The following is a 23,119-nucleotide window of genomic DNA, read 5'->3' on the forward strand; positions in this document are numbered from 1 at the left end:
AAATCAAAGACTTCCTTTTCTTTGATTTCTGGCGTAGGAGATTCCAATAAAGCTTCTAACCTATGTAGATTCAGTTATTGATTAAGGATGCCTTTAAACCCCTTAATAGGGTTTGTCTGCTTGATTTGGAAATCATCATCCGCCTTTCAATTCATATATCGACAGCAATTTGTAAATGTTTAGGCGTTTTCCCAAAGAAATTTTATCCAAAGACGATTCTATACCTATTATGCCGTAAAGAAAAAGCTTGCCTGCTAAGCCCATGGATGGACTTGCTGACAAGCTGTTCTCTCTTAATAAAGTTTTTTAAGATGTAGCCGTTTCTTTCGCTTCCAAGAGCGATTTCATGCGTTTTTTGTCACGCTCCATAACAGGCTTCAAATAACGGCCTGTATACGATTCTTCCACTTCAGTGATTTCCTCAGGCGTTCCTGACGCGACAATGGTTCCGCCTCCGGCTCCGCCTTCCGGGCCCAAATCCACAATGTAATCGGCCGTCTTAATGATATCAAGGTTGTGCTCAATAACCAGTACAGTGTCTCCGTTGTCTACCAACCGTTGCAGCACGACAAGAAGTCTGGCGATATCGTCGACATGCAAACCTGTCGTCGGCTCATCTAAAATGTAGAGCGTGCGTCCGGTCGAGCGTTTGTGCAGCTCTGATGCGAGCTTCACGCGCTGCGCTTCTCCGCCCGACAAGGTCGTCGCCGGCTGGCCGAGCGTAATATAACCTAAACCAACATCATAAAGGGTTTGAAGCTTGCGTTTGATTTTCGGGATATTTTCAAAGAAAGAAAGAGCATCTTCAACCGTCATATCAAGCACATCAGAGATGCTTTTTCCTTTGTACGTCACTTCAAGCGTTTCCCGATTATAGCGTTTGCCGTGGCATACCTCGCATGGAACGTATACGTCAGGAAGGAAGTGCATTTCAATTTTAATAATCCCGTCTCCGCGGCAGGCTTCACATCGCCCGCCCTTCACGTTAAAGCTGAAACGGCCTTTTTTATAGCCGCGGACCTTCGCTTCATTTGTCTGCGCGAATACATCGCGAATGTCATCAAATACACCGGTGTATGTCGCAGGGTTGGATCTCGGCGTTCTACCGATTGGCGCCTGGTCAATGTCGATGACTTTGTCTAAATGATCCAAACCTTTTATTTCTTTATGGCTGCCGGGCTTCGCTTTCGCTTTATGAAGCTTTTGCGCCAGCGCCTTATGCAAAATTTCATTAACAAGTGTACTCTTTCCTGAACCGGAAACACCTGTAACTGCTGTAAACGTCCCAAGCGGGAACTTGGCATTCACTTTTTTCAGGTTGTTTTCTGAAGCGCCTTTGATTTCAATGTAACGTCCGTCCGGCTTTCTTCTTTCAGGAGGCAATGGGATAAACTTTTTCCCTGATAAATAGCTGCCAGTTAATGAGTTTGGATCTTCCATCACTTCTTCCGGCGTACCTGCAGATGTCACCTGTCCGCCGTGAATGCCGGCACCCGGTCCAATATCTATTAAATAATCCGCTGCCATCATCGTGTCTTCATCATGTTCGACAACAATCAGTGTGTTCCCGAGGTCTCTCATATTTTTCAGTGCGCTGATCAAGCGGTCGTTATCACGCTGATGCAGACCGATAGACGGTTCATCTAAAATATAAAGCACACCGGATAAGCGCGAGCCAATTTGAGTCGCCAGCCTGATGCGCTGTGCCTCTCCACCGGACAGCGTTCCCGCTGCCCTGCTCAATGTCAGGTAATCGAGGCCCACTTTATCCAGAAAGCTTAAGCGCTCCACAATTTCGCGCAAAATCAAATTGGCGATCTGCATATCCTTCTCAGAAAGGGTAAGGCCTTTGAAAAAGGCGAGTGCATCGGCTACAGACTGCTCAGTAATTTTTCCGATGTGGCGTCCGTCAACCAATACGGCAAGCGCCTCTTTCTTTAACCGATAGCCTTTGCACGTCGGACAAGACTTCTGAGACATATACTGCTCCATTTGCTCACGGATAAAATCAGAGCTTGTCTCTTTATAGCGTCTTTCAATGTTGCGCAATACGCCTTCAAATTGAATTTCACCTTCACGTATTTGACCAAAATCATTTTCATATCGGAAATAAATCAGGTCGTCTCCGCTGCCGTACAGCACTTTATCCAATTGATGCTTCGGCAGATCTTTGACCGGCACATCCATATCAATCCCGTAGTGGGTGCAGACTGCCTCAAGCAGCTGAGGATAATATTGTGAACTGATCGGTGTCCAAGGGGCGACCGCATTCTCCTTCAATGACAAATCTTGATTGGGGATGACATGGTCGGCATCCACTTCAAGCTTCATTCCGAGACCGTCACACGTCGGACACGCCCCAAACGGACTGTTAAACGAAAACAGGCGCGGCTCAAGCTCACCAATTGAAAATCCGCAGTGCGGACAGGCATGATGCTCGCTGAACATCAGCTCTTCCTCACCGATGACATCAATCATAACCCGTCCTTCACCTAAACGGAGCGCCGTTTCCAATGAATCTGACAGCCGGGCTGCCACGCCTTCTTTCACCACAATCCGGTCAATGACAACCTCAATGGAATGCTTCTTATTCTTTTCTAATTCGATATCGTCGGAAAGCTCAGCCATCTCGCCGTCAATTCTGACTCTGACATAGCCTTGTTTTCTAATCTGTTCAAGCACCTTGACATGAGCACCTTTTCGGCCCGAGACAATCGGCGCCAGCACCTGAAGCTTCGTCCGTTCCGGATATTCCAGAATTCTGTCCACCATCTGCTCGATGGTCTGGGATGTAATCTCAATTCCGTGCTCCGGGCAATGAGGCTTCCCTACTCTCGCATATAAAAGACGCAGATAATCATAAATCTCCGTTACCGTACCGACAGTAGACCTCGGATTGCGGCTCGTTGTTTTCTGATCGATGCTGATGGCGGGAGACAGTCCCTCAATTGCATCAACATCAGGCTTATCCATTTGCCCTAAAAACTGGCGGGCATAAGCAGACAGCGATTCGACATACCGTCTCTGTCCTTCAGCATATATCGTGTCAAAGGCAAGGGAGGATTTACCTGATCCGGACAAACCCGTGACAACGACAAGCTGATCTCTCGGAATCGTTACATCTATATTTTTCAGGTTATGCGCCCTGGCTCCCTTCACCTCTATCCGATCCATAGCCATTTGTTCATCATCCTTCCGCTTTTAGCTCTAAAAGTAAATCGCGAAGCTCCGCGGCTCTTTCAAAGTCAAGTGCCTTGGCGGCTTCCTTCATTTCATGCTCCATCTGTTCAACGACTTTCTGGCGTTCTTTCTTCGTCATTTTCGACAGCTTCGGCGCGGCTTTTGCTTTGTATTCCGCTTTATCCTCAGCTGCTACTGTGGCACGAATGACATCGCGAATTTCTTTATTTATCGTTTTCGGCGTAATGCCGTGCTCTTCGTTAAACCGCTCCTGCTGCTCGCGGCGTCGTTTTGTTTCGTTAATCGCAATTTCCATAGACTTCGTTATTTTATCGGCGTACATAATGACGCGGCCTTCCGCATTTCTCGCTGCCCGTCCAATAGTCTGGATCAGCGAACGCTCAGAACGAAGGAAGCCTTCCTTATCCGCATCCAAAATCGCAACTAAGGATACTTCGGGAATGTCCAGGCCTTCCCTCAGCAGGTTGATGCCGACAAGCACATCGTACTTGCCAAGGCGCAGGTCACGAATAATTTCAATCCGTTCAAGCGTCTTGATCTCAGAATGCAGATAGTTTACTTTAATGCCGATTTCCTTTAAATAATCGGTCAGATCCTCTGACATCTTCTTCGTCAAGGTTGTCACCAGCACCCGTTCATCCCGCTCGATTCTTGCTTGAATTTCGCCGATCAAGTCGTCAATCTGACCTTCGATTGGACGGACATCGATAAGCGGGTCAAGAAGCCCCGTCGGACGAATGATCTGTTCAACCATTTCATCTGTATGTTCAATCTCGTACGGCCCTGGTGTTGCTGATACATACACGATATTGTGCATATGCTTTTCAAATTCCTCAAAACGAAGCGGACGGTTATCAAGCGCTGATGGAAGCCGGAAGCCGTGATCCACGAGCACCTGTTTCCGCGCCTGGTCTCCGTTAAACATGCCGCGCACCTGAGGAATGGTCACATGCGACTCATCCACTACGATCATAAAATCGTCTGGGAAATAATCAAGCAGCGTATACGGCGTTGAACCTGGAGGCCGCAGCGTCAAATGTCTTGAATAGTTCTCGATACCCGAGCAGAAACCCATTTCACGCATCATTTCAAGATCATATCTTGTCCGCTGCTCTAAACGCTGCGCTTCAAGCAGCTTGCCGTTTTCGTGCATAACTTTCAGCTGTTCCTCAAGCTCTTTCTCGATATTTTGAATCGCTTTCTCCATTTTCTCGGCCCGCGTTACGAAGTGGGACGCCGGGAAAATCGCAACATGATCACGGTCGCCGAGAATTTCTCCTGTCAGCGCATCCACTTCCCGAATCCGTTCAATTTCGTCACCGAAAAATTCAACTCTGATACAATGCTCATCACGGGATGCCGGGAAGATTTCCACTACATCCCCGCGCACACGAAATGTACCGCGCTGAAAGTCGATATCGTTGCGGGCATATTGAATGTCTACAAGTTTTCTGAGCAGCTCGTTGCGCTCAATTTCCATTTCACTCCGCAATGACACGACCATTTCCCGGTATTCCTCAGGCGAACCGAGGCCGTATATACAAGACACACTCGCAATAATAATGACATCTCTACGCTCAAACAGAGATGATGTAGCGGAGTGTCTCAGTTTATCAATTTCATCATTAATACTAGCGTCTTTCTCTATAAATGTATCCGTTTGAGGCACATACGCCTCCGGCTGATAATAATCATAGTAACTGACAAAGTACTCGACAGCATTGTTCGGAAAAAATTCCTTGAACTCACTGTAAAGCTGTCCAGCAAGAGTTTTGTTATGGGCAATCACGAGAGTCGGCTTATTGACTTCTTTAATCAAATTGGACACCGTAAATGTTTTCCCAGTTCCTGTCGCACCCAGCAGAGTCTGATGCTTCTTGCCCTCCTGAATTCCTTTTACAAGCTTTTCAATGGCTTTCGGCTGATCTCCCTGGGGCTGATATTTCGAGACTAACTCAAAGCGATCTTTCACAAAAATAAGCCTCCGTTTCTTTAACGAAATCTTCCTATAGATATAGTAACACAATGGAAAGCAAAATCACTAAAAATACGAACTAAAGTTCGGTGGTTTTTTATTTCCAGCTGTTTTTGTGTATAAAAAACCTGCTTTTTAAACGTAAAAGCAGGTATTCGGTCTTTATATTCATTATGTCCGATTTATTCTTCTTTTTTCTCTGCAGCTTTTTTGGCCATATACAGTCCGCCAGCCACAAGTGATACAACATCCAATCCTACAATAAAATACGTTTCTGTATAGCCTTTTAAATAAGAAGCAAACAGCAATGCAGCTGTTAGAGCGATCGCCACATAATGATTAAAAGTGACTCTAGTAAATAGAACGACAAGCATAAAAGGGAAAAACAATGCAAAAACGGCTTTTGTAATCAACAAAAACCCTCCTCAGGGATTCTTCATCTGATCTGATTATAGTAAAAAATGAAGAATCGGACAATCATGCATTCGCTCCCTCTCCTACACCATACCCCTTTTCATCCAAAATCAATCACCATATTTGCATTTTGGTGCCGGACATTGTGCTGCTGTTCCACACAGCGGCACTTTTTTTGTTACATCATCAAGTCCGCCGCCAGATTCCTAGAATAAAAGAAAATAGGTATACAGAACCAGTTCATCCGTATATTTCATGATAATCTAACTAACTTAACTATTCATTTTATTTAGGACTTTCTGCGTTTGACAGCATTTTCCTGAAAACCTACAATGGAATGATAGTGTTTACTATCATTTTTAAACACAGGCTCCGCCATAAAAGGCTAGAGAGAAAAATAAAATGAAGGAGAGAGGGGTTTCAACTATGTATTCTGTTTTATTTCGCCAGGCAGAAGAGTCCAGCCAGCTGGCTGGAGCAAAAGGAATGAATTTGATTAAATTGACCAAACACGCTCTTCCTGTTCCGGACGGGTTTATTATTCAAACGAACGCGCTCGCACGTTTTATGGAGGACAACCAGCTTCAAGAGACTAGCAAGAGCGTCGAAAGCGGGATCATTTCCGGGACATTTTCGGAAGAGCTGAAAAATGAGCTGACTAGTTCTTTTTATCAGCTTAGAGAATCATATCGATCCGTAGCCGTGCGTTCTTCATCTGCTTCGGAAGATTTAGAAGGCGCCTCATTCGCGGGTCAGTATGAAACCTACTTAAATATCAAAACAGAGGAAGAGTTTCTGGCTAAAGTGAAAGAGTGCTGGGCCTCATTTTTTTCAGGGCGGGTCAGCAGCTACAAGAAAAAAATGAACAATCAAATCACAGAGCCGTTAATGGGAGTGGTCGTTCAGGGGCTGATCGATTCAGAAGTGTCAGGTGTTATTTTCAGCCGCAACCCTGTTACCCATGATGATAGAGAGCTTTTAATCAGCGCCAGCTACGGGCTGGGTGAAGCTGTCGTTTCAGGAAGTGTTACCCCAGACACGTTCATTGTTCATAAATCTTCGTTTGAGATTCAGAAAGAAATAGGGGCAAAAGAAATCTACATGGAGTCTGCGGCAGAAGGAATTGCTGAAAAGGAAACGAGTGAAGACATGCGCAGCCGTTTTTGCCTTACAGATGAACAAGTGATTGATTTGGCTGAAATCACAAAAAAAACTGAAGACCTGTACGGGTATCCTGTTGATATAGAATTTGGAATTGCTGATCATCAAATATACCTTCTGCAAGCTCGCCCGATTACAACCATTGAACAGGACAAAAAAGCGGCAGAAGAAAAACGCAGCTTCATGATTACCGATGCTGATATGAATGATTTCTGGCTTAACATGGAGTCTAATATTGAAGGTCCGGTGAGTCCGTTATTTTCATCCTTCATCGTGCCGGCATTGGAATATGGCTTAAAGAAGAGCATGCAAAAGTTCCCGATTGGTGTAGTTGTTGATGAAGTAAAACTTTATCGCGGACATATTTATTCCAAAAATCAAGGAGGACAACAGCCTCCTTCTGAAGACTGTGGCAAAGAGCTTTTCCCAATTTTATCGGAGCGGATGTATGACATCATCAATCACACCTATCTTCCTTTTTACCGGACACTGGACCAGCTCGCACAAACTGAGCATACTGCAGAAAGCGCACTGGATGCTTTTCGACAACTAAAGGCCTTTTATCTCACGGCTTATGAAGAGCACTTCAATATCGTTTTCCCGCAAATCCTTTTAACAAACAAACTGCAAGCGATGTATCAGGACATTCAAGGAGAGTCCGAAAACGCTCATTTTTACGAGATGCTGACAGGAAAAATGAACAAATCACTGGAAACTGACCGCTGCCTATGGCTTTTTTCCGTTGAAGTTCAGGAGAGCCCGCACCTTCTGGCCATTTTTGAAAACAACAAGCCTGAACAGCTCCAGGAGAAATTGGAACAAACAGATGAGGGAAGACACTTCCTGAAGAACATCCATGAATTCTTGCAAGAATACGGATGGAGATCTGTTAAAAGTCATGATCTGATTGAACAAATCTGGGCGGAAAATCCGTATTTTGCTCTGGCCAATATTCAAAATTATGTCCGTAATGGCTATCACTTTGACAATGAATTTCAGAAAACGAAAGAAAAACGAGAGAAATTATACAATGAATTCTTGGAAAACATAGAAGATCCCGATTTACGCACAGAATTTGACCGCCTTTATCAATGGACGCTGAACGCTGCAAATATAAAAGATGATCACCACTTTTATATTGACGCCATGCTGGATGCCAAGGCGAGAATCTTTCTGCTAAAGGTAGGTGAATTGCTGGCGGAAAACGGTGTTATTCAAGATCGTGAGGATCTTTGGTTCTTATATGACGACGAAGTGGAACACGCGCTTCTTCACCCTGTATCCCTGCAAGAGAAGGCTGAAAAACGCAGGCAGACCTTTCATGAGTATGAGCTGGCCCAAGCCCCTGCCTATCTCGGCACTCCGACAAAAGAACAGCTAAAAGCTGCTGAAGAAATCGTCGGCGCTGTGATAGAGGATGAAAAAAACACAGAGAATCATATTTTTGGCATTGCGGCATCAAGCGGCATTGCGACAGGTCCGGTGAAGATCATTCGGGACGCCAATGAATTTTCTCAATTCGCTCCTGGGGACATACTTGTTTGCAAGATGACCACACCGCTGTGGACCAGCCTGTTTCAAGATGCCAAAGCGGTTATTACAGACACGGGCGGCATTTTGTCTCACGCTGCGATTATCGCCCGTGAATACGGCATTCCAGCCGTTCTCGGCACACGCACGGCAACAGAAAGACTGCGAGACGGAGACATCATCACGGTTGACGGAAGCAGCGGCAAAATCACAGTTGTCAGCCGGTCCTGATGCGTCCCCTCTTTCTTATACAAGCGGGGCAGGTGTATACTTGTCCTGCCAGTATATTCGTGAGGTGAAACGTATTGAGACCGACAAACAAGAGAATCCTTGACGCTGCCATGCAGCTGCTCGTCCAAAAAGGATATCGCGCAACGACTACAAAAGAAATCGCAGAAAAAGCAAATGTAAGTGAAGCGACGATTTTCAGGAACTTTAAAAACAAACAAGGACTAGTTGAGGCTTTGCTTTCTCGTCATTCTCCAAACAGAAGCAGCATTTTGGAACAAACCGAAGGGGATTTGTACAAAGACCTGCTTCATATCGGAACCTGTCTCTTGGAGGAGCTCGAACATAGAAAAGATATCATTAAAATCAGCTTTCGTGAACCGGCCATGTTTCAGGATGTCATTAACCACGTCACTGAATATCCCCAATCTATGAAACAGCTATTGGTTGATTATCTCAAAACGATGGGTGAAAAAGGGGTTATTCAGACAGGAAATGAAGCGGAGCATGCCGACGTGTTTATGTCGATTATCTTCGGTTATTTTATTCACCGTCTCCATTTAGGAAACCGGGTCATATCAATGCCCCAGGAAAAAATGCTGGAGCACAGCACAGCTTTATTTGTCAAAGGAATTTCTGCTGATTAACTCCTTGGCATAATAAAAAGGAGGATCCCAATGAGCTCAAGAAAAGAATGGGCGCTGATCGTCTCGCTATTATTGGGGGCCATTCTGGTTCCCATTAACTCAACGATGATCGCGGTCGCGCTTTCATCTATTTCCCATACGTATAACGAATCCCTCGCAAGCATCACTTGGGTGGTTACCGTTTATTTAATCGTGATGGCAGTCACACAGCCGATTGCAGGAAAGCTCGGTGACATGTACGGCAATAAAACAATGTACTTATGGGGAGTCGGCCTATTTCTATTCGCATCCTTAGGCTGCGCTCTCTCACCAAGTCTGCTCCTGTTAATTGTCTTTCGGGCATTGCAGGCAGTCGGCGGGGCATTGCTTACGCCAAACAGCATTGCCATTATCCGGCATGTGGTTTCTGAAAAACGCCTGCCGAAAGTGTTTGGATTTTTCGGACTGGGCGCGGGACTTGGTGCAGCACTCGGGCCTTTTATCGGCTCTATACTGATTGACAGCTTCAGCTGGCATTCGATTTTTTGGGTCAACATTCCGTTCCTCGCCATTGCTTTATTTACGGCATTAACGATGTTTCCTCAATATAAAGAAAATAAATCTGACGCGCCGCTGGATATCATCGGCTCTCTCTTGCTTGCAGGCAGCATCGTTTCCATTATCCTGCTGACGAAAAATGAGGCTTCGTGGGGTTATGCGTTATACAGTGTATTAATACTTCTTTTTGTTCCGCTTTTTTTCAGAAGAGAAAAACGTACACAGCATCCAATCATTGACTTTGCACTGTTTAAAAGCTCAACCTTTACAAATGCCAATCTATCAGTCTTGTTAAGCAATTTAATGATGTATGCCGTCTTATTGATCATGCCGTTGTTCATGACGAACCAATTTGGGCTTACTACGTCTAACAGCGGAATGGCGCTTTCCGTATTTTCGATCTTCATGTCAGCCAGCAACTGGGTGGGCGCACAGTTCCATCATAAGTGGGGAGCAAAAAAAATCATTTTTCTTTCATTTGCTATGATGGCTGGATCGAATCTATTATTTTTGCTGTTAAGCAGCTCACATTCCGTCTTGTTTCTCATGCTGTCTCTTATCCTTGGCGGGCTTGCTTCCGGAGTCGGCCTGACCAGCATGCAGGTATCATCCCTTGCCACAGTAGATCCTAGTATGTCAGGAGTGGCATCCGGCATTTTCTCGACCTTCCGCTATTTCGGAAGCATCATTTCATCAGCCTTAATCGGCCTGATTTCGGGATATCACACCCTATTTATGATTCTCTTTGCTGTATCCATTATCGGCGTTTTTGTTTCATTGGGCATCAAATCTGATGAAACGGCACGGATTGAAAAAAACTCAGCGTAATACAAAACAGCCCGGCCCCGCATCTTCCTGCGGTGCCGGGCTGCCTTTTATGATCCCGAAGCGGCTGCTTCGTCTTCACGTTCATCCTGTACGAAGAGGATGCCCAATTCATGATGTTCTCCTTCATAAGAAGCTCGCTGGTCAAAACGAATTTCTCCATTCAAACCGATAATTTCAAGCTTCACATATGCACGGTTATGCTGGAGCGCCTCATAGAAATCGGAAACGTTCTTAACCGGTATCCCATTAACTTTTGTAATGATTTCTCCGATTTTCAATTCCAGGTCCTCAGCCGGCGTATTGGGGATAATCCCAAGCACCATCAAGCCCTGATCCCGTTTCGAGAAATAAAACGGAGCCGCGTTATCATTCACCCTTTGCTTTATAGACAGAAAAATGCGTCCTAACAAAGCTGTACAGACGGCTGCACCCGCAAGCGGCGTCCAAAGCAAGCTCGCTGCACCAAGAACTGTGACGGCAAGGCCGAGCATACAAACGCGTTTCGCTGTGATCCTTATACTCGTTTCAGGCAGCGATCCCTGTACCCTTTGTCCGAATCCGACAAAGTAAGGAATCCATAGAAAATGGAATGAGCCGCCGGGAACAGTAAACACGGGCCACCAGCTAAGATGCGATTCTAAACCATTACCGGGCACGAGAAGGAACAGCGGCAAAAGCCAAACCCGGTTTGCAAGCTGCTGTCCGATCGGCAAACCGCGGCTGCTTACGACAAGCGCCGGTGATGTTCTCACATGCGCAGAACGATAAGCAACCGCTCCTTCAGTGATAATCAGCAAACCTAGAAACACAGCCACAGCCGGCCAAACAACTGCAAATCCTTGCGGAAATCTCTCCAGAAAGGGCTCAGCCTGATAGACTTGCAGTCCAAAACCTATCAGCATACTCACACTGACGATATATGCAGCAGACATCCAGTTTGCGCGAAGAGTGAACGCTGCCGCTGCAGTGATAACGGCAATAATCGCAAGTAAACCGAGAGGAATCGATATTCCGAGTCCACCTAAAATAACTGACAAAAGAAAACCTGGAATCAGTCCCTTTGTATATGTAAATTTCAGATCATCATAAATATCTGCTATTCTTGTATGAAAGGTTTTGCGTTCCCTTTTGATTCTTACATAGCCGAAAGCCAGAGTTATGATGATAAAAAACCAGAAAAGCGGGTGTAAGAAGAACAGGCCCGCGCTTTTTAACAGTTCAATTCCCCATTGAACAGACACTATCTCTCACCGCCTCAAGCCAAACATGTTACTCATATTCTATCAAATATTAAATGGCTTGGATATCCTCAGGAGAGTTTATCTCTCTTGCGTCATCCACAGCGTGACATTCGATAGTGAAAAATCCTTTAAATAGTGGTTTACGTCCACATCCAATAACCCGCTGATTAGATGCATTGACCTTTTTATATCTGTCAGATTAATTCCTAATCGCTTATGGTTTTTCATTAAGTAGTTAAAATAATGTTTGGCACATTCCTCATTAATGTCATTTACTGATTCGACATTGGTGTAATTGACCAAATATCTGCTGAACAGCATAAGAAGACTTAGTGCTTTTGTAGCTGAAAATGTTACGTCTTGTGTTCTGTCTTTTAATTGTTCCACTAATTCATAATATTTTTTCTCACGCACAATACTTGCCCTCTTCAATTGTGAACCCCCATTTTCTTTATCCAGATAAGCACGGGCCAGTATACGCAGCAGTACTGGAGTGCTAACAAGCATTCTCGCTAACGTTACTCTTTAAATACCTGTCGTTCAGCTGCCATAAACCTGATTACTGTTCTTTTTAGAACCTTCTTATATTGTATGAAGTAAACAAAGACTAGGCAACTTGCAAAAGTTTCATTTTAAATGCATATTAACTCGTTAGAAAGTCTCTCTCATATATTGATATCGGGTAATAACAGTCCTTTATAAATGTTTATTTGTGAAAATTTTTTTAATTTCTTGTCAAAAACTCATTTTTTATGTGACTTATGATCCATAATCTCTTTAAGCATAAAGAAACAGGAGATGGAATACCATCTCCTTTAATTGACAAATAATGATTTCAATGCTGTTTGAAGCTGCAAATCATTTTTTTCATCTGATTTTTTCTTTTCTATCTGCTGATTCAGTGCCTCTGCAGTGCGTGTGTCGATTACACCCGTTTTATTCAGCTTGTTTTGATCCTGAAAGGCCATAACCGCTTTTTTCATGTCTTTGCTGAAATAGCCATCCTCACGTCCCGGATCAAAGCTGAGACCTTTTAACAATACCTGCGCATGCTTGACGTCTTCATTGTTCATGTCCACTTTAAGCGGCTCTTTCAGCTGCAATGGCCCTGCGGAAAAATAATCGGGCTGCTTAATCGCAATGGTCGGCTCAATTCCTTTCTTATGAATCCAGTTTCCATTTGGCGTCAGCCACTTGTAAAGCGTTAATTTGATGTTGCTGCCGTCCCCCATTGGCACAGCCTGTTGAACCGTTCCCTTGCCAAAAGACGTATCGCCTACAACATCATAATGGCCAGCCTCCTTTAACGCGCCGGCAAGAATTTCTGATGCGGAGGCACTTCCTTTATCCGTAATCACGTTGACAGGGTACGCTTTTTTATGGGCCAATGTTGAGAAATAACGTTTTTTATCTCCATTGCGTTCAGCAATCTGTATATACGGCTGATCCTTTGTAACGAAATGCTTAAGTATTTCTTCCACACTTTGAAGATATCCGCCCGGATTGCCGCGTACATCAATGACTAGTCCTTCTATTTCTTTTTTCTCAAGCTTTCTCAATGCTTTTGCAAAATCCTCTGCGGTATGCTCAGAAAAAGTAGAGATAGCGATATATCCGACAGAATGCCCCTGCACTTTTTTCTCTGATGCAAAAACAGTTTCAAGCGGAATCTCAGCTCTTTTGATCCGGAATGACAGCTGTTTCTTCGTTCCGGGCCGCTGAATCTTCATTGAAACACTGGACCCTTTCTTTCCTCTTATTTTTAACACAGCGTGGTTTAAATCCTTGCCGGCCATCGATTCTCCATTGATGCTGATAATTTCATCATTAGGCTTCAACCCGGCTTTTTCCGCTGGCGATTTCTTGAATGGGGAAACGATAATAATTTTGCCGTCTTCCATGCCAACCTCAGCCCCGATGCCTTCAAATGAGGAATCAAGAGAATCAGAAAATTGCTTAGCTGTCTGCTTGTCCATGTAAACAGAATAAGGATCATTTAGCGTAGACAGCATTCCCTGGATGGCTCCCTCGAGCAGCTTTTCTCTATCAACTTTTTCTACGTACTCATTCGAAATTAACTCATACGCTTTTTCGATTTTGTCCATAGCTTTATCCCGTTCAGAGTCAGCTTGTGCCGTCGCGGGAACTGCTGCAGTCTGGGGCTTATCCATCTCAAGCAGGTTGATTCCCGCATATACACCGGCGCCTCCAAACAGCATGCTCCCTGCTGCTATCACAGCCATTATTTTTTGATTCATCCTTTACTCCTCCTGTATGCCAGACTGTCTTTATCAAAACCTAGAGATAGTATATGTAAAGGATGGAGATTTCATGTAATCATAGAAGAAAAAGAAGGCAAATGAAAAAGCCGCCCTGAAAGCGGGACGGCTTTTTCACTTTATACTCGCAGAAACTTGCGGATGGAAGTCAGACTTCCCCATACTCCAATTACTGCACCGATTGCAATCAGCACTAACGAAACTTGGAATACAAATGGATTATAAGGAAGAAGAGAGACAAATGACCCTTGAACCTTTGGAACGACCCATCCGATGACGTATTGGTACGTACTCAGCACCAATGCAATCGGGATCACAGAACCGAATACGCCTAGCAGCAACCCTTCAAGGAAAAACGGCCAGCGGATAAACCAGTTTGTCGCGCCGACAAGCTTCATGATTTCAATTTCTTTTCTTCTTGCGAAAATTGTAATTTTAATGGTGTTGGAAATTAAGAACATCGCCGTAAATACCAGGCCGATAATTAACGCGATTCCGATGTTGCGGGAAACGCCGACTACTTTAAACAAACGGCTGACCTCTTCTTTTCCATAAGTGACTTTATAAACATGATCCATTTTCTCAATCTTTTTCGCCACGTTCGGCGTATCATGCGGATCTGTCGTTTTGACGACAAACGCATCATTAAGCGGGTTTTCCTGATCCTTCATCGTCAGGGATTTTCCGCTGTCGCCAAAGCTATCAACCAGCTGGTCAAGCTCTTTTTCTTTAGATGAAAACGTGACACTCTGAATGCCCTTCAGTTCCTTAATATCGTTCTGAAGCTTGTCCTGCGCCTTCTGATCTGCAGTCAGATCAACCAACACTTTGATTTCGACTTGTTTCTCAGCATTCGTAGCCATGTTATTCAAATTCAGCATAATCACTAAAAACACGCCGACCAAAATCAGCGTAACGGTTACAGCACTAATGGATGCGAATGTCATCCATGTGTTTCTCCCGAGAGATTTAAAACTCTCACGCAAGTGGCGCCCGAGAATTTTAATCATATGAACCATACTCCCCTCTTGACTCATCACGCACAATGATACCATCTTCGATTGCAATGACACGTTTCTTCATGGTGTTTACGATTTCTTTATTATGTGTCGCCATCACGACTGTTGTCCCGCGGTTATTAATTTCCTCCAGCGTCTTCATGACTTCCCAAGACGTATCCGGATCAAGGTTTCCTGTCGGTTCATCAGCAATCACAACATCAGGGTTGTTCACAATTGATCTGGCAATAGATACACGCTGTTGCTCCCCGCCTGAAAGCTGGTCAGGAAATTGTCTCGCTTTATGCTTCAGCTGCACGAGATCAAGCACTTCAAGCACCCGTTTTTTAATGACAGACGGCTGTTCTCCAATCACTTCAAGGGCAAATGCCACATTTTCAAAAACAGTAAGTTTCGGCAAAAGCTTGAAATCCTGAAAGACAACGCCGATTTTACGGCGCACGAAAGGAATCTCTTTTTCTTTAATTGCTGCGAGATCTTTATGATTGATTAAAATTTGTCCTTTTGTCGGTTTTTCTTCTCTGTAAATCATTTTAATAAAAGTAGATTTACCCGCTCCGCTCGGACCGACAACATACACAAACTCGCCGGGATGAATGGCAACAGAAACCCCATTGAGCGCTTTTACGCCGTTCGGATAGGCTTTATATACTTCCTTCATTTCTATCATGAAATCACCTAATCTTTTATATCATTTTATCTATCACACGGTCATACTCTTCGAATGCATTCGACAATTTATGACCCATTCATTTGTAAAAAGATGAAAAATCTGAAAGTTTCCTTTTTCAATACACTTCATTATACGTCAAATTTAGACATAATACTATTACAGTTTCTTTTCATTCATATTGTTAAGGTATAAAAAAATCCTTGCCAGCACTCGGCAAGGATTTTCTCATCTTACTTTTTTTCTGACAGCCATTTGGCAATAACAGCGGCTTCATTATCATTTACAAGCCCCTTTGGCATATTGCCGCGGCCGTTTTTAATAATGCTTTCAATTTTGTGTTCGTCATATTTGCCTCCGACCTCTTGGAGATTAGGTCCTGACACACCTTCTAAATCCTTGCCGTGGCAGCCAACGCAGCTTTGCTGATATAATTCTTCCCCTTCAGATGCAGTGGCTTCCGTCTTGCTGCCGGTGTCTGTCTTCTCTTCTTTTGCATCGTTTGAACCGCAGGCAGCCAACAGAACAGAAAGCGCAAATCCAAGCATTAGTATCGATAACTTTGATTTCATGTTGAGAAGCACAACTCCTTTACGATCTCTTCCATATTATAACCTCGTTTAAGCGCGTTTGAAACCCTCGCCCAGCACCTCGCTCGCGTCTGCTACAATCACAAAAGCAGACTCATCAATCTGTTTGACGATTTGTTTCAATTTGGTGAATTCAGTTTGCCCCACCACGCACATTAAAATCGGACGGTCATCGTCGGTATATCCGCCAACTGCTGAAATTTTCGTCACGCCTCTGTCAATCTTCTGTAAGACAGCCTCCTTGACCGCCTGCTCCTGCTTTGTAATAATGAGCGCCATTTTGGAACGATTAAAGCCGACTTGCACAACATCAATGGTTTTGCTGGACACATAGACGCCAAGCATGGCATATAAGCCTTGCTCAATATTAAATACGATCATAGCGGTAATAACGATCATTCCGTCAATGATAGCAAGACACTTCCCCAATGACAGGCCGGTGTACTTATGAATGATCTGTGCAGCCAAGGCTGTTCCTCCTGTCGAACCTTTCCCTAAGTACACAATGCCAATTCCGACACCTATCCCGACACCGCCAAAAATCGCCGCCAAGAGTTCATGGTGAGTGGCCGGCTGAATATCCCTTGTCAAAAACACTACTAGCGGCAAAAAAACAGAACCTGCAAGCGTCTTTAGCCCAAATTTCCCGCCGAGCAAAATGACACCCGCAATAAATAAAGGAATATTAATAATCCACTGTACATACGCTGCTTCAAAACCGTATGATTGTAAAATCGTACTGATCCCGCTGACACCGCCGGCGGCGATCTTGTTCGGAAGCAAAAATACATTAAAGGACACGGCTGTAATCGCTGCTCCTATCAGTATGTATACATAATCCCGCAAAATCCATAATGTTTTATTCCGTACGTCCATCAAAATATCCTCCGTTTCTTCCAATGCTCTCCGATAGCATTTTAATCCTTCCCTGATTAGATGTAAATAACACCCAAATACAGTGGTAATATGCTAAAGCAGCAGTGAAATCAAGGATATGAGGAATAAAAAAACACACCCGTATGCATCAGGTGTGTTTTTCAGCTTAGGAAAGCTTAGAACGCAGGTAGGCATCAATAAATGTATCAATGTCACCATCCATTACAGCTTGAACGTTCCCCATTTCTGTATTAGTCCGATGGTCTTTTACCATGGAATACGGGTGGAATACATAAGAACGAATTTGGCTTCCCCAGCCGATTTCTTTTTGTTCACCGCGAATTTCATCCAGCTCTGCCTGCTGCTCTTCAATTCTGCGCTGATACAGCTTGGCCTTCAGCATTTTCATGGCTCTTTCACGGTTTTTAATTTGTGAGCGCTCCGTTTGGCACGTCACAACCACATTCGTTGGCAAGTGAGTAATCCGAACGGCTGAATCTGTCGTATTGACGTGCTGTCCGCCCGCTCCGCTGGCACGGTACGTATCAACTTTAATATCCTCCGTACGGATATCAATATCGATCTCATCGTTAAATTCAGGCATGACTTCACAGGACACGAAAGACGTGTGGCGGCGGCCTGATGAATCAAACGGTGAAATCCGCACGAGACGATGGACACCTTTTTCCGCTTTGAGATATCCGTAAGCGTTGTGTCCTTTGATTAGCAATGTCACTGACTTAATTCCCGCCTCGTCACCTGGAAGGTAATCGAGCGTTTCCACTTTAAAGCCGCGGCGCTCTCCCCATCTTGTATACATTCTAAGAAGCATAGAGCCCCAGTCCTGTGACTCTGTACCACCAGCACCTGGGTGCAATTCTAAAATCGCATTATTTTTATCATACGGCTCGCTGAGAAGAAGCTGAAGCTCAAACTCATTGAACTCTTTTGTTAATGATTTTAGTTCTTTTTCAAGCTCAAGCTGGAGATCTGAGTCCGGCTCTTCTTTCAAAAGATCATGAGTCATTTGTAATTCTTCGTGGGATTCATTCAATTTTTTATACGAATTGACATAATCCTTTAAACCATTTGCTTCATTTATAACCGTTTGAGCTTTTTGCTGATCATTCCAGAATTCCGGGTCAGCCATTTGTTCATCTAGCTCAGCAATGCGGGCCTCCTTTGATTCGAGGTCAAAGAGACCCCCTAAAGTCCGCTAAACGAGAAGCCATATTTTCGAGCTCTGCTCTGATTTCTGATAATTCCATTTCATTCACCTCATTAAAAGATCCGCAGGCGCCTGCAGGCGCCGCGGTCAATAAACGTGCCGGAGCGAACTATTCAGTACGGCCGCAGCAATTTTTGTATTTTTTCCCGCTTCCGCAGTGGCATGGGGCATTTCGGCCGATATCAACCACTTTTCGAACCGGTGCTTTCTTTGCTTTTTTGTTATCGTCGCCTTCTTGCGGCTGATGGGCCGTGGTTTGGCCTTGTACAACCTCTTCACGCTCCAGATTGTTTTCAATCTCAGCTTTCATCACAAATTTTGCGACTTCATCCTCAATTGATTCAATCATATGCTCAAACATCGCAAAGCCTTCCATTTGATACTCACGCAGCGGATTCGTCTGCGCATAAGCACGAAGGTGAATCCCTTGGCGAAGCTGATCCATCGCATCGATATGATCCATCCATTTAGAATCAACGGCACGAAGAACGATAACTTTTTCGAATTCACGCATTTGCTCTGTGCCGAATTGCTCTTCCTTCGCATTATATTTCGTGATGATGCGATCCATAATGAGTTCAAGCATTTCATCCGGCTCTTTGCCGAAGATGTCGCTCTTCTCAAGTGCGCCTTCATCAAGATAAGTCGTGTTGATGAGCTCAACTAGACCGTCAAGCTTCCACTCCTCAGGAAGCTCTTCTCTTGGCGTGTAGGCTGCAATTGCGCGTTCGAGAGAAGACTTAATCATATTTTCAACGATTTCACGCAGGTTTTCAGAGTCAATGACTTCAAAGCGCTGCTTATAAATGACCTCACGCTGCTGGCGCAGAACATCATCATATTGCAGAAGTTGCTTACGCGAATCGAAGTTATTGCCTTCAACTCGTTTTTGAGACGATTCAACCGCGCGAGATACCATTTTGCTTTGAATTGGGGTAGAGTCGTCCATTCCGAAGCGGTCGAGCATTGCCATTGTCCGCTCAGCTCCGAATCTGCGCATCAATTCGTCTTCCATAGAAAGATAAAATTGAGTGATCCCCGGGTCTCCTTGACGTCCGGAACGTCCTCGAAGCTGATTGTCAATCCGGCGTGATTCATGTCGTTCTGTTCCGACAACAGCGAGTCCGCCAAGCTCTTTTACACCTTCGCCAAGCTTAATGTCCGTTCCGCGCCCCGCCATGTTAGTCGCGATCGTAACTGCGCCTTTTTGGCCGGCCTCTTCAATGATCTGCGCTTCACGTTCATGGTTTTTGGCATTTAACACTTGATGCGGGATTCCTTTGTTTTTAAGCAGCTTAGAAATCAACTCAGATGTTTCAACGGCAACCGTACCGACAAGAACTGGCTGTCCCGTCATGTAACGCTGTGCGACATCCTCCGCAACCGCCTTAAACTTTCCTTCCATCGTGCGGTAAATTAAATCCGGGCGGTCATCACGGACAACAGGCCTGTTGGTAGGGATCGTGACAACCTGCATGTTGTAGATATTGCGGAATTCTTCTTCCTCTGTCTTTGCCGTACCGGTCATACCGGCAAGTTTTTCGTACATCCGGAAGTAGTTTTGGAACGTAATTGTCGCCAAGGTCATGCTTTCGTTTTGGATTTCAAGCCCTTCCTTCGCTTCAATTGCCTGGTGAAGCCCCTCACTGTAGCGGCGGCCTTTCATCAGACGTCCCGTAAAGGAATCAACAATAACAACCTGTCCGTCTTCCACTACATAGTCAACGTCCTTTTGCATCGCAACGTGAGCTTTTAGGGCCTGGTTGATATGGTGGTTGAGCGCGACATGCTTCACATCAAAGAGGTTATCGATGCCGAACGCTTTTTCCGCCTTCGTCATTCCTTCTTCAGAAAGCTGTACAGCTTTTGTTTTGATATCGTACGTGTAATCCTTCTCCGCTTTTAACGTACGGACAAAAGCATTTGCCTGTACGTACAGCTTAGTGGATTTTGCAGCTTGTCCAGAAATGATAAGCGGTGTTCTCGCTTCATCAATTAAAATAGAGTCAACTTCATCTATTACCGCAAAATGAAGCGGGCGCTGAACCATCTGCTCTTTATAAAGAACCATATTGTCACGCAAATAGTCGAAGCCAAGCTCGTTGTTTGTGGAATAAGTGATGTCAGCGGCATAAGCTTCCCGTTTTTCGTCTTTTGACATTGAGTTTAAATTCAAACCGACAGTCAAACCGAGAAACTCGAAAATTTTACCCATCTGCTCAGCATCACGGCTTGCCAGGTATTCGTTGACAGTCACGATGTGTACACCTTTACCTGTTAGCGCATTTAAATAAACAGGCAGAGTTGACGTTAACGTTTTCCCTTCCCCTGTTTTCATTTCCGCGATATTTCCGTCATGAAGCGCAACGCCCCCCATGAGCTGGACTTTGAACGGAAACATGCCTGTTACGCGGCGCGAAGCTTCCCGAACAACAGCGAATGCTTCAACAAGAAGATCATCCGTTGTCGCCCCTTTTTCAAGGCGCTCTTTAAATTCAATCGTTTTATGTTTCAACGCGTCGTCAGAGAGATTTTCATAGTCTCCGCGAATCGCATCAATATCGTTAGCAATTTTTTCGTATCTATTCAGCGTACGTTTTGTTGGATCAAACATTTTATTTAAAATTCCAAGCATTTATAACGCTCCTCTATCATCACATGCCTATTTTAGAGGCATGTATAAATAATTTACTAGTCCATGTATACCTCTCATTATCATATCACACCTTTTGTTATTTCCAAAGAATTTGCAAATAAGAAAAACAAAAACCTTCCGCGGACATCACGGAAGGCTTCTCTTCATTATTCAGTCGGTTCAATTAAGCCATATTTCCCGTCATTTCTGCGGTACACGACATTTGTAAGGTTTGTTTCCGCATTTGTGAAAACAAAGAAATTATGGCCGAGCATATTCATTTGCAAGATCGCTTCTTCACTATCCATCGGCTTTAAATTAAAGCGTTTCTGACGGACGATGTCCAAGCTCTCCTCCTCTTCTATATCATCTTGAACCGCAATATCTGTATCAGAGCCAAGGCCGCTGGCTAATAAATATTTCGGAGAGCCCTGCTCACGGAATTTACGGTTTACTTTCGTTTTATGCTTACGGATTTGACGTTCCAGTTTGTTTGTTGCGAGATCAATTGCGTTGTACATATCCTCGTTATGCACCTCGGATCGAAGCGCCAGATCTGTCATCGGAATCGTAACCTCAACCTTAGACTCCTTGTCATTGTAAAACTTCAAGTTGACGTTCACATCGGCATTCACGCTATGGTCAAAATAACGCTCCAGCTTGCCGATTTTCTTTTCGACATGATCCTTTAACGCAGGTGTCACTTCAATATTTTCTCCTCTGATGTGATAGTTCATCAAAGAACGCCTCCCTTTTATTAAGGATATGTATCTATTTCTCTTTTACCCTTTACAATTCCTGCTGAAACATAAATCTTTTGTGAAAATTCAGTGAACTTTGTCGAATATTGTTTGTATTTGCTGCTAATGGCGGTTCGGAGGTATATGTATATGCTGATTGAACAAAACAAATACCTCACACACGCCTAATTGATTAAAAAGGGTTCCATACATTGATGAATAGACAGCATCCATTTTCTATAGTGAATCAGAAAATGTTCTTTTAAATACTCGCAGAACTCATGAGAGGGAAAAGAGAAAGAGACCAATTGATCAAACTCCGCAAAAATTTGGTCAAATGCTTTCACACAAATTTCAGCACATCGCGTATCCATAATGAAGAGAAGTGTTGAATGTGTTGAATCCAAATAAAAAAAGGCTTGGATCAGATCTTGATAGATCCGATCCCCTTCTGTTTTTGATAAATTCTCTTCAGCCTCTATCAAATAACATAACCCTTCTTCAATGGTAAAAAGAAGATGATAATAAGCTGATAAAAGCGTATAATCTTCTATGCTCTTCAAGGCACTCACCTATTTACGCTTGTCATAATATGTGCCGTCAATCGTAATGTTGTTATATGGATTTAAATACGTCGTATGCATCACACGTTTTCTTTTCATCTGCTGAAGTTCTGTTGCGATTGACTGCTTCAGTCTTTCCATTTCCTTCACAATCAGCTGATCCCATGTCAAGATAAGTTTCATCTGCTTTCGCTCTTCTTCTGAAAGCGGCAGAGATATCTCCTGAATCAGTTCAGACCGTGTAGCCACAAAGTCTTCAATTTGCTTTAAAAGTTCATCGCTTTCCGGCGTATTTTGTATGTGTGACAGCATACTCTTCGTCTCAGTGTATAGTTGATCTATATTATTCATGCGATCCCGCCTGATCCGTGCCGGTCCTTCCGTTCACTTTGAATGGCTTGTTTCCAAGCATCGCGAAAATCTGTTACATAACCTTCAACCTCAGCCAGCATGCCCGTATCATTTTTGATATTTGCCTGTACCAATCTGCGATACATATAATCGTACATCGCACCCATAGAAGCGGAAAGCTCTATATTACGGTTAAGTGTAAAATTTAATTCCTGAATAATATTTTGCGCTTTAATCAGATTTTCATTTTTACGTTCCATATCATCATTCTCAATGGCCTGAGCGGCAAGTCTTATAAATTTCAAACAGCCATTATACAGCATAAGCGTCAGCTCACCGGGTGTAGCCGTATTCACTGAATTTTGCTGATAGGCTGTATAAGGATTTTGGATCGCCATGTGTCATC

At 44.0% G+C, this 23,119-nt stretch carries 19 protein-coding genes; 3 read left to right on the top strand and 16 right to left on the bottom strand.

The annotated features are described in order from the left end of the window. Positions 1–306 precede the first annotated feature (306 nt). The 3 genes from uvrA to JQX68_RS17970 form a co-directional block, all read right to left on the bottom strand. Entirely contained in the window at positions 307–3,180 is a 2,874-nt protein-coding gene (gene uvrA, locus JQX68_RS17960) for an excinuclease ABC subunit UvrA (protein WP_147772583.1), read from the bottom strand. Between the two features lie 7 nt (positions 3,181–3,187). Beyond that, the gene (gene uvrB, locus JQX68_RS17965) at positions 3,188–5,173 is read right to left on the bottom strand and encodes an excinuclease ABC subunit UvrB (protein ID WP_014665530.1); all 1,986 of its coding nucleotides are present in this window, start codon (positions 5,171–5,173) and stop codon (positions 3,188–3,190) included. A 185-nt stretch (positions 5,174–5,358) separates the two neighbouring features. Continuing rightward, positions 5,359–5,589 (bottom strand): CsbA family protein, encoded by a 231-nt coding sequence (locus JQX68_RS17970; RefSeq protein WP_003228053.1) that lies wholly within the window; start codon positions 5,587–5,589, stop codon positions 5,359–5,361. Between the two features lie 427 nt (positions 5,590–6,016). On the opposite strand from JQX68_RS17970, the gene JQX68_RS17975 reads away from it, so the two are divergent. The 3 genes from JQX68_RS17975 to JQX68_RS17985 all read left to right on the top strand — a co-directional run bounded on the left by JQX68_RS17975 (position 6,017) and on the right by JQX68_RS17985 (position 10,521). After that, a complete protein-coding gene (locus tag JQX68_RS17975; RefSeq protein WP_147772584.1) occupies positions 6,017–8,512 on the top strand; it encodes a PEP/pyruvate-binding domain-containing protein in 2,496 nt (831 codons plus the stop codon). A 74-nt stretch (positions 8,513–8,586) separates the two neighbouring features. Then, the gene (locus JQX68_RS17980) at positions 8,587–9,156 is read left to right on the top strand and encodes a TetR/AcrR family transcriptional regulator (protein ID WP_147772585.1); all 570 of its coding nucleotides are present in this window, start codon (positions 8,587–8,589) and stop codon (positions 9,154–9,156) included. 30 nt (positions 9,157–9,186) lie between these two features. Continuing rightward, positions 9,187–10,521 (top strand): MFS transporter, encoded by a 1,335-nt coding sequence (locus JQX68_RS17985; RefSeq protein ID WP_147772586.1) that lies wholly within the window; start codon positions 9,187–9,189, stop codon positions 10,519–10,521. A 47-nt stretch (positions 10,522–10,568) separates the two neighbouring features. Here JQX68_RS17985 and minJ read toward each other — a convergent pair whose 3' ends face one another. From minJ to fliS, 13 genes are all read right to left on the bottom strand, one after another. Next, positions 10,569–11,762 (bottom strand): cell division topological determinant MinJ, encoded by a 1,194-nt coding sequence (gene minJ, locus JQX68_RS17990; RefSeq protein ID WP_147772587.1) that lies wholly within the window; start codon positions 11,760–11,762, stop codon positions 10,569–10,571. 78 nt (positions 11,763–11,840) lie between these two features. Then, entirely contained in the window at positions 11,841–12,194 is a 354-nt protein-coding gene (gene swrA / locus JQX68_RS17995; RefSeq protein WP_015251121.1) for a swarming motility protein SwrAA, read from the bottom strand. A gap of 383 nt (positions 12,195–12,577) precedes the next feature. After that, on the bottom strand, positions 12,578–14,020 hold the full coding sequence (gene ctpB, locus JQX68_RS18000) for a carboxy-terminal processing protease CtpB (protein WP_147772588.1): 1,443 nt from the start codon (positions 14,018–14,020) through the stop codon (positions 12,578–12,580). Positions 14,021–14,160: 140 nt separating this feature from the next. Then, positions 14,161–15,051 (bottom strand): permease-like cell division protein FtsX, encoded by an 891-nt coding sequence (ftsX, locus tag JQX68_RS18005; RefSeq protein WP_015251119.1) that lies wholly within the window; start codon positions 15,049–15,051, stop codon positions 14,161–14,163. Next, on the bottom strand, positions 15,044–15,730 hold the full coding sequence (gene ftsE / locus JQX68_RS18010; protein WP_014665539.1) for a cell division ATP-binding protein FtsE: 687 nt from the start codon (positions 15,728–15,730) through the stop codon (positions 15,044–15,046). The genes ftsX and ftsE overlap by 8 nt, the downstream gene beginning before the upstream one ends. 233 nt (positions 15,731–15,963) lie before the next feature. Then, positions 15,964–16,302 (bottom strand): cytochrome c551, encoded by a 339-nt coding sequence (cccB, locus tag JQX68_RS18015; RefSeq protein WP_014665540.1) that lies wholly within the window; start codon positions 16,300–16,302, stop codon positions 15,964–15,966. Between the two features lie 48 nt (positions 16,303–16,350). Then, on the bottom strand, positions 16,351–17,196 hold the full coding sequence (locus JQX68_RS18020; RefSeq protein ID WP_147772589.1) for a YitT family protein: 846 nt from the start codon (positions 17,194–17,196) through the stop codon (positions 16,351–16,353). 166 nt (positions 17,197–17,362) lie between these two features. Then, a protein-coding gene (gene prfB, locus JQX68_RS18025) for a peptide chain release factor 2 (RefSeq protein WP_101172229.1) occupies positions 17,363–18,464 on the bottom strand; the annotation gives its coding sequence in 2 pieces (ribosomal slippage) (positions 17,363–18,391 and positions 18,393–18,464; 1,101 coding nt in all). A 69-nt stretch (positions 18,465–18,533) separates the two neighbouring features. Continuing rightward, a complete protein-coding gene (secA, locus tag JQX68_RS18030) occupies positions 18,534–21,059 on the bottom strand; it encodes a preprotein translocase subunit SecA (protein ID WP_040081672.1) in 2,526 nt (841 codons plus the stop codon). A 167-nt stretch (positions 21,060–21,226) separates the two neighbouring features. Beyond that, positions 21,227–21,796 carry a ribosome hibernation promotion factor gene (gene hpf / locus JQX68_RS18035; RefSeq protein ID WP_069150409.1) on the bottom strand — a complete coding sequence of 190 codons (570 nt, stop codon included), beginning with the start codon at positions 21,794–21,796 and terminating at the stop codon, positions 21,227–21,229. A gap of 188 nt (positions 21,797–21,984) precedes the next feature. Further along, positions 21,985–22,362: a DUF8042 domain-containing protein gene (locus tag JQX68_RS18040; protein ID WP_014665547.1), complete on the bottom strand. Its 378-nt coding sequence runs from the start codon at positions 22,360–22,362 to the stop codon at positions 21,985–21,987. A 9-nt stretch (positions 22,363–22,371) separates the two neighbouring features. Beyond that, positions 22,372–22,713, bottom strand: a complete 342-nt coding sequence (gene fliT / locus JQX68_RS18045; RefSeq protein ID WP_003242603.1) for a flagella biosynthesis regulatory protein FliT — start codon at positions 22,711–22,713, stop codon at positions 22,372–22,374. Continuing rightward, positions 22,710–23,111: a flagellar export chaperone FliS gene (fliS, locus tag JQX68_RS18050; protein WP_003243747.1), complete on the bottom strand. Its 402-nt coding sequence runs from the start codon at positions 23,109–23,111 to the stop codon at positions 22,710–22,712. Before fliS ends, fliT begins: the two co-directional genes overlap by 4 nt. Positions 23,112–23,119: the final 8 nt, after the last annotated feature.

This window comes from Bacillus sp. LJBS06 (genome assembly GCF_016924995.1).
GTDB lineage: Bacteria > Bacillota > Bacilli > Bacillales > Bacillaceae > Bacillus > Bacillus stercoris.

What these genes read in the sequence shown, in the direction of transcription:
- uvrA (WP_147772583.1), bottom strand. Translation starts at nt 3,180, where the DNA reads ATGGCTATGGATCGGATAGAGGTGAAGGGAGCCAGGGCGCATAACCTG.
- JQX68_RS17975 (WP_147772584.1), top strand. Translation starts at nt 6,017, where the DNA reads ATGTATTCTGTTTTATTTCGCCAGGCAGAAGAGTCCAGCCAGCTGGCT.
- JQX68_RS17985 (WP_147772586.1), top strand. Translation starts at nt 9,187, where the DNA reads ATGAGCTCAAGAAAAGAATGGGCGCTGATCGTCTCGCTATTATTGGGG.
- ctpB (WP_147772588.1), bottom strand. Translation starts at nt 14,020, where the DNA reads ATGAATCAAAAAATAATGGCTGTGATAGCAGCAGGGAGCATGCTGTTT.
- ftsX (WP_015251119.1), bottom strand. Translation starts at nt 15,051, where the DNA reads ATGATTAAAATTCTCGGGCGCCACTTGCGTGAGAGTTTTAAATCTCTC.
- ftsE (WP_014665539.1), bottom strand. Translation starts at nt 15,730, where the DNA reads ATGATAGAAATGAAGGAAGTATATAAAGCCTATCCGAACGGCGTAAAA.
- cccB (WP_014665540.1), bottom strand. Translation starts at nt 16,302, where the DNA reads ATGAAATCAAAGTTATCGATACTAATGCTTGGATTTGCGCTTTCTGTT.
- JQX68_RS18020 (WP_147772589.1), bottom strand. Translation starts at nt 17,196, where the DNA reads ATGGACGTACGGAATAAAACATTATGGATTTTGCGGGATTATGTATAC.
- secA (WP_040081672.1), bottom strand. Translation starts at nt 21,059, where the DNA reads ATGCTTGGAATTTTAAATAAAATGTTTGATCCAACAAAACGTACGCTG.
- hpf (WP_069150409.1), bottom strand. Translation starts at nt 21,796, where the DNA reads ATGAACTATCACATCAGAGGAGAAAATATTGAAGTGACACCTGCGTTA.
- fliT (WP_003242603.1), bottom strand. Translation starts at nt 22,713, where the DNA reads ATGAATAATATAGATCAACTATACACTGAGACGAAGAGTATGCTGTCA.
- fliS (WP_003243747.1), bottom strand. Translation starts at nt 23,111, where the DNA reads ATGGCGATCCAAAATCCTTATACAGCCTATCAGCAAAATTCAGTGAAT.